Annotated in this window: 1 protein-coding gene; it reads left to right on the plus strand. The window is 46.1% G+C overall.

Translation table 11 applies throughout. The annotated features are described in order from the left end of the window. Nucleotides 1-2 precede the first annotated feature (2 nt). Nucleotides 3-14,099, plus strand: a complete 14,097-nt coding sequence (locus AAFF35_RS12920; RefSeq protein WP_342332928.1) for an amino acid adenylation domain-containing protein — start codon at nt 3-5, stop codon at nt 14,097-14,099. The last annotated feature ends 9 nt before the right edge of the window (nt 14,100-14,108 follow it).

Below are 14,108 nucleotides of genomic sequence, written 5' to 3' on the forward strand. Positions count from 1 at the left end.
TTTTGGAACAAAGTCGTTATGAACTGTCGTCGTTTCAGAAAGGGATATGGTTGCTCAGTAAATTTCATGGAGGTTCAGCGGCATATAATGTGGTAACCAATCTGTATTGGAAGGGAAAGTTCATTAAGGAAAATTTAGAGCAGGCACTTCATTTTATTACTCAGAAACATGAAATTCTGCGAACAGTTTTTATAGAGGAAGATGGAAATGTCTGGCAAAGTGTATTGGAAAAATCGACAGGCTTTTTCTCTTTCTTTGACTCAAGAAATAGTCCGGATATCAAAGAATATTTGAAATCTGAGATCAGAATAATTACCAGTCATAATTTCAATCTGGAGAAAGGGCCTCTGATTAAAATCAATGTTTATCAGATTTCCGATGAAGAATTCGCTTTAATTATTTCCATACATCACCTCATTTGTGATAATAGATCTGTTATCCTCTTTTTAAAGGAAATACTTGATTTTTATAAGACGCTATGTGAGTCGGAAGAAATCGTTTTAAAACCATTAAGTATCCAATATAAAGACTATGTACAATGGCAAAATCAATCCTTAAATAAAGATGGTTTAAACAGGTGTAAAGCGTTTTGGGAACTTAAATCTTTATATACTGTTGAACCTCTAAATTTACCAGCGGATAACCTGAGACCTAAAGTGATGGGTTTTGATGGAGCTTCCTCTAAATTCTATTTTGATTATGCTCTTTATCTGCAGATACAGGAATTTAGCGAAAGCAATCATATGACTACTTTCAGTTTCTTCAGGTCATGTCTTCTATTGCTGCTCCACAAGCTTTCCGGTCAGACTAGTATCATTTTTGGCACGCCTGTATCCATGCGTGATCGTCTTGAGCTTGAGGAGCAAATCGGATTGTATATCAATACTTTACCGCTAAAATTTGATATTAACGTAGAGGAGTCATTTGAAGACTTTTCTAAACAGGTTCATGACGATACATTAAAGACGCTTAGTTTTAAAGAATACCCTTTAGTCGATATTATTCAAGATAATGCTGTTAATTCCGATACAGGCAGAAATGCTTTGTTTGATGTATTGATGTCTTATCAGGATTTAACTATTGGCAGGACAAATGAAGATTTTTACAACCTGTATGGTATTCAGCTAGGTTTGCTGGATGAGTTTTTATTTACTTCAGGGGATATAGCGCATCAGGATATCAAATCTAAATTTGATTTGAGTTTTAATTTTGGAAGGGAACTGGATAAATTTTATCTGGAAATTGAATATTCTACTCAATTATTTCAGAAAGATACTATTCTTAGATTTTTTAAATATTTTTTTCACATTACAAAACAGGTTGTTTTACAGAATGATATTTTAATATCTGATATACAGGTTATTGATGCTGCTGAGCGTGAACAGTTATTGTATGGATTCAATGCTACTGATGTCTCTTATCCGGTTGATCAGACATTGGTTTCTTTGTTCCGGAAACAGGTTTTACTTGATCCGGATGCTATTGCGGTCGTTTACCGGGAGCGGGAATTGAGTTATGGCGCGCTTGATGCTGCATCAGACCGTTTAGCACATTACCTGGTTTCCAGCCATGGTATCGGGGCTGATGTGCTGGTTGGTTTGCTGGTGGAGCGTTCGGATTGGATGATCATTGCGATTCTCGGGGTCCTGAAGTCAGGCGGGGCTTATGTTCCAATCGATCCTGCTTATCCGCAGGAACGAATTGATTATATGATCAGTGACAGCAATTGCCGTTTGATCATTGACGATTCCTGGATATCGGATTTTGTTCAGCAAAGTCCTGGCCTTGGTTCGGATTATATTGCAGCAGAGATTAAGCCTTCAGATCTGGCTTATGTGATTTATACTTCGGGTTCTACGGGGCAGCCTAAAGGAGTGATGATTTCTCACGAAAATGTAGCAAGTTTTTTCATTAATTTTCAGTCAGGGTTTTCTTTGAATAAGGGAATGGTACTGGCTGCCATTACAAATTATACGTTTGACATCTCTGTATTAGAGCTTGTTGGCACCCTGATTAATGGGTTGAAAATTGTTTTAATCGCGGAAACAGACCCATTAAGTATTTTGGGGTATTTAGATAAACATCACATCAATGCCTTACAAATAACCCCATCACGGTTAAATCAGCTTTTCGAATCTTCAGCTAAAGCACTTGAGATATTACGATCTCTGGATGTGCTTTTGGTTGGTGGGGAACCATTGAGTAAGGTTAATTATGAGCGGTTGTCTGCACTCACTTCCACCCGGGTGTTGAATGTATATGGACCAACCGAGACGACCATATGGAGCAGTAGTTTTGAGATAAAAAATAGTACCTGTTTTTCTATAGGGGGACCATTACTAAATGAAAAGATTTATATTCTGGACAAGTATGGGAATGTGAGCCCTTTAGGTGTTCCCGGCGAGATTTGTATCAGTGGAGCCGGAGTTGGGCGAGGTTATCTGAACCGTGCGGAGTTGAGTGCAGAGAAGTTTGTCCCAAACCCTTACCAGCTTGCGGAAGAAAAGCTACAGGGGCTGAATGAACGGATGTACCTGACCGGAGATCAGGGGCGCTGGCTGGAAGATGGGAACATTGAGTTTCTGGGCCGTAAGGATGACCAGGTCAAGATCCGTGGTTACCGGATTGAGCCCGGAGAGATTGAGGGGGTGTTACAGGGTTATCCGGATATAATTTCTTCCGTTGTGATTGCGCGTAAAGGTGCTTCAGCAGATCAGGAACTGATCGCTTACCTGGTGAGCGGTTCAGCACTGGTGATTCAGGAATTGCGTACCTACCTGGGCAGTAAGCTTCCTTCCTATATGGTTCCTTCCCATTATGTGCAGCTGGAATCATTGCCGCTGAATGCCAGCGGGAAGACCGACCGCAAGGCATTACCCGATCCTGAGGGCTTAGGTATGGCCAGTGGAGTGACATATGTCGCTCCGCGTACAGCGGTGGAAGAGAAGCTGGCTGCGATCTGGAGTGAACTGCTTGAGGTGCCTCGGGAACGTATTGGTATTGATGATGATTTCCTGAATCTTGGCGGTCACAGTCTGAAGATGATCCGCTTGAGCAGCCAGATTTATAAAATATTTGAGGTAAAGACAGAACTTCAGGAGCTTTTTAGTAAGACAACACTTTGCGCACAGGCAGCGCTGATTGCAGCTGGAAAAAAAGAAACTTTTTCATGTATTCCGTTGGTAGACCTGTCTTCGGATTATGTACTGTCCTCTTCTCAGCGTCGTTTGTGGATCCTAAGCCAGTTTGGCGATGGTAATATTGCCTACAATGCTCCAGGGGTTTATCTGTTTGAGGGTTCATTGGACCTGGGCGGTCTTTCCCATGCTTTTTCAGCGCTGATTGAGCGCCATGAGATTTTACGTACCGTTTTTCGCAATAATGAATCTGGTGATATCCGTCAGGTTGTTCTAAGTGCTTCTGAATCTGGTTTTAAGATTTCGGAGTGTGATTTTACAGCTGCAGCTGATCAGGATGATGTTGTTCATGAACAGGTCGCAAAGGATATCCGTGCGGCTTTTGACCTTGCTCAAGGTCCCTTGCTTCGTGCCGGTGTTTATCGTTTGAGCGCAGATCGCTGGGTTTTTACTTATGTGATGCACCACATCATCAGCGATGGCTGGTCGATGGAGATCCTGATTAAAGAGTTGTTGGCGTATTATAATGCGTATGTCAGCGGGTCAGCACCTGAGCTTCCCGGCTTGCGCATTCAGTATAAAGATTATGCTGCCTGGCAGCATAATGAGCTTAATGGTGCTTCACTGAGCAGGCACAGGAGTTACTGGCAGCAGCAGTTATCGGGAACACTTCCGGTACTGGAACTGGCTACAGACCGTCCCCGTTCTGCGGTGAAGACATATAACGGCGGACAGGTTCAGGTCGCTCTTAATGGTTTGGCCGTTTCCGGTTTACGAAGCCTGATGCAATCAGAAGGAACTACACTTTTTATGGGGGTGCTGGCAGGTGTTAATGCATTGCTTTATCGCTATAGTGGTCAGGATGATTTGATTGTAGGGAGTCCTATTGCCGGCCGTAACCACTCAGACCTGGAAGACCAGATTGGTTTTTATGTGAATACGCTGGTTCTTCGCAGCCGTATAGGCGAGGGGGAGAGTTACCGTTCACTGCTGGAGCAGACGCGTGAAGTTACCCTTGGAGCTTATGAACATCAGGTGTACCCTTTTGATGAGCTTGTGAGTGACCTTCGTTTAACTGCAGACCAGAGCCGCAATCCGTTATTTGATGTGCTGGTTGAGTTACAGCATATGGAATATTCTTTTGAAAAGAAGGACGATATGACCGGGCTTCAGGTTAGTGGCTACAACAGCGATGGTATGGATGTAGTGAGTAAGTTTGACCTGCGTTTTATCTTCCAGTCGGGACAAGGAGAAGAATTACATTTAAATATAGAATATAACAGTGATTTGTATGATCGTGAGACGGTTATACGTATGGGTGGGCATTTGAACGCGTTGTTGTCAGAGATGATCATTTCTCCTGATGCAGCATTCTCAGGTTTGGATTATCTGAGTATTGCCGAGCGTGAACAGTTACTGTATGGATTCAATGCGACCGATGTTTCCTATCCGGCTGGGCAGACCGTGGTTTCTATGTTCCGGGAGCAAGTTTTACTTGATCCCGCTGCTATAGCGGTTGTTTACCGGGACCGGGAATTGAGTTATGCTGAAGTTGATGCTGCATCCGACCGTCTGGCACACCACCTGGTTTCCAGCCATGGTATCGGGGCTGATGTGCTGGTTGGTTTGCTGGTGGAGCGTTCGGATTGGATGATCATAGGGCTTCTTGGAATCCTGAAATCAGGCGGGGCTTATGTTCCGATTGATCCTGCTTATCCCAAAGAACGCATCCGTTATATGGTGGAAGATGCAGGCATCGGATTACTGCTGACCCAGACCGATTACATGTTTGAGCTGGATTATTACCAGGGGGCTCTTTTTGCGGTGGATGTCCAGTTGTCAGGGTTGGATGAGGTATCCGGCGGGCTTATTCCATGCAGGACTTCAGATCTGGCTTATGTGATTTATACCTCCGGATCTACAGGTCAGCCAAAGGGGGTGATGATTGAGCATGGCAGTTTAATGAATTATCTTAACTGGTGTTCCGGATATTACTTTGATGATGGGCTATCGGGTCATTTTGGACTTTACACTTCCCTGTCGTTTGACCTGACTGTAACGAGTATTTTTTGTGGATTGCTGAGTGGCAGGGGGCTTTTTGTTTATGACCAGGATCAGGAGCTGGGTTCGATCCTGAGTGATAGTTTCAGCAGCTCCCGGGGGATTGACAGCATCAAGCTGACCCCTTCTCATATTGAGGTGCTGAAACATTCAGGACTGGTTTCGGGGAATATCAGCTGTGCAATTGTAGGGGGAGAGGAGGTTAGTGTTGCTCATGTTGATGTTTTGAAGGGCATTAATTCAGATATGCGGATTTATAATGAGTACGGTCCCACAGAATCTACAGTGGGTTGTATTGTAAGAGAACTGCAAAATGATGGTTCCCGCATTTTGATTGGGAAGCCGGTTTCCAATACACGTATCTATATTACCGACCGTGATGGCGGGTTAAGTGCAGTGGGTGTTGCCGGAGAGATTTGTATCAGCGGGGCTGGTCTGGCACGTGGTTACCTGAACCGTGCGGAGTTGAGTGCAGAGAAGTTTGTCCCGAATCCTTACCAGCTTGCAGAAGAAAAATTGCAAGGAATTAATGAACGGATGTACCTGACCGGAGATCAGGGGCGCTGGCTGAGTGATGGGAACATTGAGTTTCTGGGGCGTAAGGATGACCAGGTCAAGATCCGTGGTTACCGTATTGAGCTTGGGGAGATTGAGGGGGTGCTACAGGGTTACCCTGATATGGTTTCTGCCGTTGTGATTGCACGCAAAGGTGTTTCGGGAGTCCGGGAACTGATCGCTTACCTGGTGAGTGGTTCAGTGCTGGTGATTCAGGAATTGCGTACCTACCTGGGCAGTAGACTTCCTTCCTATATGGTTCCTTCCCATTATGTGCAGCTGGATTCATTGCCGCTGAATGCCAATGGAAAGACAGACCGTAAAGCTTTACCCGATCCTGAGGGCATGGGTATGGCAAGCGGGGTAGCCTATGTTGCTCCGCGTACAGAGATTGAAGAAAAGCTGGCCGCGATCTGGAGTGAGGTTTTAAATACCCCCAAAGCGCGTATTGGTATCCATGACAGTTTCTTTGATCTTGGCGGGGATTCTATCAAGTCTATCCAGATTGTGTCGCGTTTAAAACAACAGGGATATTCCTTAACGATCCAGGAAGTGCTTTTATATCCGGTGATCGGAACGTTATCAAAATATGTACGTGTTACTGTTCGGGACATTGACCAGCAGCCGGTTGTGGGACTGACAGGACTGAGCCCCATCCAGCGGATGTTTTTTGAAGATTATGGCAGTACACCGGTTCATTATAACCAGTCTGTTTTACTGCGGAGCAGCTCGCGTTTATCGCTGAAGGCCCTTCGCTTAGCGTTGGATAAGCTGGTAGAACATCATGACGCCCTGCGTATGGTTTACTACCAGCAGGAGGGAACCTGGTTACAGGAGAATAAAGACCTAAGCCAGGCTTATGGCTTTGAGGAGGTGGAACAGGAATTGGATGAAGCCGGTTTTGCTTTGTTTTGTGACCATGTTCAGGGCAGTGCCGATTTATCTTCGGGTCCCCTGTTCCGTGCGGTACTTTTCCGTGGGTCAGATGGGTCAGACCGGTTGCTGCTGGTGAGTCACCATCTGGTGATTGACGGGGTTTCCTGGCGTATCATTTTTGAGGATTTATCCTCACTTTATGAGCAGTTCCTGGCGGAGCAGGTGGTGCAGCTTCCTTTGAAGACAGATTCTTTCCGTCACTGGCAGTCCGTACAGGAGGAATATAGCCGGAGTTCGGTTCTTTTGGCGGAACAGGCTTACTGGTCTTTATCAGAAGACTGGCCTTTGGCAGACCTGCAGGCAGACCAGGCCGGCGGGAGTAATTTGTACGGGGAGGGGACTTCGGAAAGTTTTTCACTGGACCGCTCCATGACCTCGCTGCTGCTGAACCGCTGTTACCAGAGTTATCATACAGAGATCAATGATATTTTGGTGAGTGGGTTGGTATTGTCCCTTGCGGGAGTTTTTGGTATTGATCATATCCGGATTGGTATGGAAGGCCATGGCCGTGAAGATATCGGTTCGGGCCTTGATGTTACCCGTACTGTAGGCTGGTTTACCACGACTTATCCGGTTTGTATTGACCTGGGTTATGCAGCTGACCGTATCCGTCAGCTGATCGAGGTTAAGGAATGCCTGCACCGGGTTCCCAATAAGGGGATTGGTTATGGCATTCTCCGTTACCTTGGAGGGGCAGGATATCAATGCCGTCCTTCGGTGACTTTCAATTACCTGGGTGATTTTGGATCCGGGGCCGGTTCTTCAAAAGAGCAAGGCGGTGTAGTGTCCCCATCGGCTTCGCTGTTCAGTTTCAGTGGGGATTACCATGGCCGGGAGATTTCCGGAGGGTTGCCCCGTCAGAGTTTACTGGATGTTTCGGGAATGATTGTGGATGGTTGCCTTCAGTTATCGGTGGTTTACAGCGCTGAGCAATACAGCACCGGTCGGATGAGGTCATTGATCAGCCGCTATCAGCAGGAACTGGAGGGCTTGATTCTGGAGTTGTCAGCATCCACCACCGTTCAGCTGAGCCCTGTGGACCTGAGTTATCAGGGGCTGAGTGTGGAACAGGTTCATTCGTTGAATGCTGATGCTTTACTGGAGGATGTTTACAGGCTTGGCCCGCTTCAGGAGGGTTTATATTATCACTGGCTGAGTGCACCTGACTCTTCGGCCTATTTCATGCAGATCAGTTGCCGTTTACACGGGCGGATTGATATTGATTTACTGTCGGAGAGTTACCGGCAGTTAGTGGGGCGTCATGGTGTCCTCCGGACCAGTTTTGTCCGGGATTACGGTGATGTTCCCCTTCAGGTGGTGCGCAAATCGGTAGGTGATGGTTTCCGTTACCATGATGTTGCTGGTGCGGATGATGAGGCAATTCAAAGGTACCGTGAAGAGGACCGTGCTCTGGGCTTTGACCTGGAATCGGGCTCTCAGATGCGTTTGATGGTTTTATGTGTCGGGCCTGAAGCCTATGAGCTGATCTGGAGTCATCACCATATCATTATGGATGGATGGTGCAACAGTATCCTGATCCGGGAGATCTTCCAGATCTATTACAGTTTGATTCAGGGTAAGGTGGCGGAGCTGGGAGAGGCAGTGGGCTATTCAAAATATATCAACTGGTTAGGCAGGGTTGATCAGGGCTCTTCGCTGGGTTACTGGGGAGATTTATTGCGTGGATACGATACTTTAAGCAGTTTTTCCGCAGGGTTTAGTTCTGCAGTTGAGGGTCAGGGGAGGGAGAAGAAACGCATCCGTTTATCTGCAGGGAATGTTAGCCGTCTTGGCGCGTTGTGCAGTAGGTTGGGGGTGACTGAGAATACCTTTATACAATCGGTATGGGGGCTTTTGCTTGGGAAATACAATGACCGTTCAGATGTGGTATTTGGTGCGGTGGTTTCCGGACGTCCGGCAGATCTGGATGGTGTGGAGGACATGATCGGCTTGTTTAGCAATACGGTTCCGGTACGCATCCGTGTATCTCCGGGGATGACTTTTACCGATTTGCTGGCCGCCGTTCAGCAGGAGTCTATTGCCGGAAGTCATTATCATTACACACAACTGGCCGAGGTTCAGCAGCAGAGTGAGCTGGGTTCCGGATTGTTTGATCATGTGCTGGTTTTCGAGAACTATCCTGTTCAGCAGATGGTGGAACAGGGGGTAGGTGATGGAGAGGGTTTACGTTTTGAATCCGCATCTTTTACCGAGCAGACCAATTACGGGTTGACTGTCACCATTATGCCGGGCGAAGAAATTGAGCTTATTGTAGATTATGATCCCTGTTACTATGAGCATTCCCGTATGGAACGTATGGAAGGGCATTTGCTTCAGCTGATTGATCAGGTCCTGGACTTTCCTGAAGATGACCTTTCAGCGCTGAGCTGTCTTTCCGCTGCTGAGCGTGAACAGTTGTTGTATGGATTCAATGCTACTGAGGTCTCTTATCCGGTTGATCAGACTTTGGTTTCTTTGTTTAGGGAACAGGTTTTACTTGATCCGGATGCTATAGCGGTTGTTTACCGGGAGCGGGAATTGAGTTATGGGGCGCTTGATGCTGCATCTGACCGTCTGGCACATTACCTGGTTTCCAGCCATGGTATCGGGGCTGATGTGTTGGTTGGTTTGCTGGTGGAGCGTTCGGACTGGATGATTATTGCGATTCTCGGGGTCCTGAAGTCAGGCGGGGCTTATGTTCCAATCGATCCTGCTTATCCGCAGGAACGAATTGATTATATGATCAGTGACAGCAATTGCCGTTTGATCATTGACGATTCCTGGATATCGGATTTTGTTCAGCAAAGTCCTGGCCTTGGTTCGGATTATATTGCAGCAGAGATTAAGCCTTCAGATCTGGCTTATGTGATTTATACTTCGGGTTCTACGGGGCAGCCTAAAGGAGTGATGATTTCTCACGAAAATGTAGCAAGTTTTTTCATTAATTTTCAGTCAGGGTTTTCTTTGAATAAGGGAATGGTACTGGCTGCCATTACAAATTATACGTTTGACATCTCTGTATTAGAGCTTGTTGGCACCCTGATTAATGGGTTGAAAATTGTTTTAATCGCGGAAACAGACCCATTAAGTATTTTGGGGTATTTAGATAAACATCACATCAATGCCTTACAAATAACCCCATCACGGTTAAATCAGCTTTTCGAATCTTCAGCTAAAGCACTTGAGATATTACGATCTCTGGATGTGCTTTTGGTTGGTGGGGAACCATTGAGTAAGGTTAATTATGAGCGGTTGTCTGCACTCACTTCCACCCGGGTGTTGAATGTATATGGACCAACCGAGACGACCATATGGAGCAGTAGTTTTGAGATAAAAAATAGTACCTGTTTTTCTATAGGGGGACCATTACTAAATGAAAAGATTTATATTCTGGACAAGTATGGGAATGTGAGCCCTTTAGGTGTTCCCGGCGAGATTTGTATCAGTGGAGCCGGAGTTGGGCGGGGTTATCTGAACCGTGCGGAGTTGAGTGCAGAGAAGTTTGTCCCAAACCCTTACCCGCTTGCGGAAGAAAAGCTACAGGGGCTGAATGAACGGATGTACCTGACCGGAGATCAGGGGCGCTGGCTGGAAGATGGGAACATTGAGTTTCTGGGCCGTAAGGATGACCAGGTCAAGATCCGTGGTTACCGGATTGAGCCCGGAGAGATTGAGGGGGTGTTACAGGGTTATCCGGATATAATTTCTTCCGTTGTGATTGCGCGTAAAGGTGCTTCAGCAGATCAGGAACTGATCGCTTACCTGGTGAGCGGTTCAGCACTGGTGATTCAGGAATTGCGTACCTACCTGGGCAGTAAGCTTCCTTCCTATATGGTTCCTTCCCATTATGTGCAGCTGGAATCATTGCCGCTGAATGCCAGCGGGAAGACCGACCGCAAGGCATTACCCGATCCTGAGGGCTTAGGTATGGCCAGTGGAGTGACATATGTCGCTCCGCGTACAGCGGTGGAAGAGAAGCTGGCTGCGATCTGGAGTGAACTGCTTGATGTGCCTCGTGAACGTATCGGTATCGATGATGATTTCCTGAATCTTGGAGGTCATAGTCTGAAGATGATCCGCTTGAGCAGCCAGATTTATAAAATATTTGAGGTAAAGACTGAATTTCAGGAGCTTTTAAATAAAACGACGCTTTGTGCACAGGCAGAGTTGATTGGTTTGGCTGAGAAAGGAGTTTTTACCGGCATTCCTGTTGTGGAGGAACAAACAGATTATCCTTTGTCATTCTCTCAAAAACGTTTATGGGTATTGAGTCAGTTTGGCGATGGTAATATGGCTTACAATATACCTGGGGTTTATCTGTTTGAAGGTACTTTAGACCTGTCGGGTCTTTCTCATGCTTTTTCAGCGCTGATTGAGCGCCATGAGATTTTACGTACCGTTTTTCGCAGCACTGAATCCGGAGATATTCGTCAGGTTGTTTTAAGTGCTTCTGAGTCTGGTTTTAAGATTTCGGAGTATGATTTTAGGAATGCTGTTAATCAGGATGATGTTGTTCATGAACAGGTCGGAAAGGATATCCGTGCGGCTTTTGATCTTGGCCAAGGTCCCTTGCTTCGTGCCGGTGTTTACCGTTTGGGCGCAGATCGCTGGGTTTTCACGTATGTGATGCACCATATCATCAGCGATGGCTGGTCGATGGAGATCCTGATTAAAGAGTTATTGGCTTATTATAATGCTTATGTCAGCGGGTCAGCACTTGAACTTCCCGGGTTGCGCATTCAGTATAAAGATTATGCTGCCTGGCAGCGTGGATCGCTTAGTGGTTCTTTGTTGAGCGAACACCAGAGTTACTGGCGGGAGCAGTTATCGGGTAGACTTCCGGTACTGGAACTGGCTACAGATCGTCCCCGTCCTGCGGTAAAAACTTATCATGGCGGTGAGGTTCAGGTTGTTTTTGCTCAGTCTGTTCTTTCGGGTTTACGCAGCCTGGTGAAGGCAGCCGGGGCTACCGTTTTTATGGGCTTACTTGCAGGCGTTAATGCTTTTCTTTACCGCTATAGTGGTCAGGATGACCTGATTGTGGGAAGCCCTATTGCCGGCCGTAACCACTCAGACCTGGAAGACCAGATTGGTTTTTATGTGAATACGCTGGCGCTTCGCCACCGGATAGCTGAGGGGGACAGTTACCGTTCGCTGCTGGAGCAGGTCCGTGAAGTTACCCTTGGAGCTTATGCGCATCAGGTGTATCCTTTTGATGAACTGGTGAATGATCTCCGTTTACCGGTTGACCGAAGCCGTAATCCATTATTTGATGTGCTGGTGGCTTTGCAGAGCAGTAGTGCTGCAGCTTTAGAAAAAGATAGAAATGCTCCTGATCATTTAAAGATCAGCAGTTATGAATTAGGTACAGACAGTCATGTGAGCAAGTTTGAACTGAGCTTTAACTTCATGGCAGATGATGATGATCTGCATTTAAATATAGCATATAACAGTGACTTGTACGATCGTGAGACGATTATACGTATGGGTGGGCATTTGAACGCATTGCTGTCGGAGATCATCGTTTCTCCTGAAGCGCCACTTTCCACACTGTGTTATCTTTCCACTGCTGAGCGTGAACAGTTATTGTCTGGTTTCAATGCCACTGAGGCAACCTATCCGGCTGATCAGACACTGGTTTCTTTGTTCCGGGAACAGGTTTTACTTGATGCTGATGCTATCGCGGTTGTTTATCAGGATATCGCCCTGAGCTATGGCGAACTGGAGTCCTCTTCAAACCGTTTGGCCGCGTACCTGATTTCAACTTATGGCATTGTCAGCGAAGAGTTGATCGGTATAAAACTGGAGCGTTCCGAATGGATGATCATTGCGATCCTTGGGATCCTGAAATCAGGAGGTGCTTATGTTCCTATTGATCCTGCTTATCCACAGGAACGAATTGATTATATCAGTAAAGACAGCAATTGCCGCGTCATTATTGATGCACAATTGCTGGCTGATTTCATGCCGTTGAGTGCCGGATGGAGTGAGGCTGCTCCGGAAGTTGAGGTGAGTCCGTCGGCTCTGGCTTATGTGATTTATACTTCCGGTTCCACAGGAACACCTAAAGGGAGTTTAGTGACACATCATAATGTGGTCAGGTTGTTCAGGACTGATCAGCCGCTGTTTGATTTTGGCCGTTCAGATGTTTGGACGATGTTTCATTCCTATTGTTTTGATTTTTCAGTTTGGGAGATGTACGGTGCCTTGCTTAACGGCGGGAAGCTTGTCGTTGTTTCTTCAGAGGTGTCTAAAGATCCTTTATCATTTTTAGAGGTGCTGAGAAACCATCAGGTGACGGTGTTGAACCAGACCCCTTCGTCATTTTATAACCTGATGAAAGAAGAGCTGGATGCTGTGACCAATGATCTTGGTTTACGTTATGTGATCTTTGGCGGGGAATCCCTGAGCCCGTCCCGTCTTGGATTGTGGCTGGACCGTTATCCGGATACCTCTTTGATCAATATGTACGGGATTACAGAAACTACCGTCCATGTGACCTATAAAAAGCTGACGCGTTCAGATATTTTGAACAACAGTCATAATATTGGCCGCCCGATTCCCACATTGAGTTGCTATGTTCTGGACAGCCTGCAGCAATTGTTACCTATAGGTGTTCCGGGAGAACTTTATGTAGGTGGGGAAGGTGTTTGCCGTGGTTATTTAAACCGGGAAGAGTTAACGAAATCGAGGTTTCTGGATGATTTGTTGAAGGATGGGGAACGTGTTTACCGGACCGGAGATAAAGCGAGGATGCTGGCTAACGGAGAAATTGAATATCTGGGACGTCAGGATGATCAGGTGAAGGTGCGTGGATATCGCATTGAATTAGGAGAGATTGAGTCCGCTCTGTCCGGTTATCCAGGTCTGTTATCGTCTGTGGTACTTACCCGTTCGGGTTCATCAGGAGATCAGGAACTGATCGCTTATGTAGTTAGTGATGCTACTTTGTCGTCTCAGGAATTACGGACCTACCTGTCGGGTAAGCTGCCTTCTTATATGATTCCGGGATATTATGTTCAGCCCTCTTCCTTGCCACTGACCAGCAATGGTAAGATTGACCGCAAGGCGCTTCCCAATCCTGAAGGCCTGGGTGTGGCAAGTGGGGTAGCTTACGTAGCCCCCCGCAATGATACCGAAGAAAAGCTTGCAGAGATCTGGAGTGAAATTCTTGACATACCCAAAGCCCGTATTGGTATCTATGACAGCTTCTTTGATCTGGGAGGGCATAGCCTGAAAGTGATTCAAACCATATCTGGAATAAAAAAAGAATTTAAGGTAAATATTGACTTTAAGAATGTGTTTTCTGATCCGACAATAGCTGGATTATCAGAGGGAATAAGTAATGACGAATGGTTACAGGCTTCTTTAAATGAGGAGAGTAATAATTATGATGAGATTAAAATATAATTGAAATAT

The sequence above is a fragment of the Pedobacter sp. FW305-3-2-15-E-R2A2 genome (assembly GCF_038446955.1).
Taxonomy (GTDB): Bacteria; Bacteroidota; Bacteroidia; order Sphingobacteriales; family Sphingobacteriaceae; genus Pedobacter.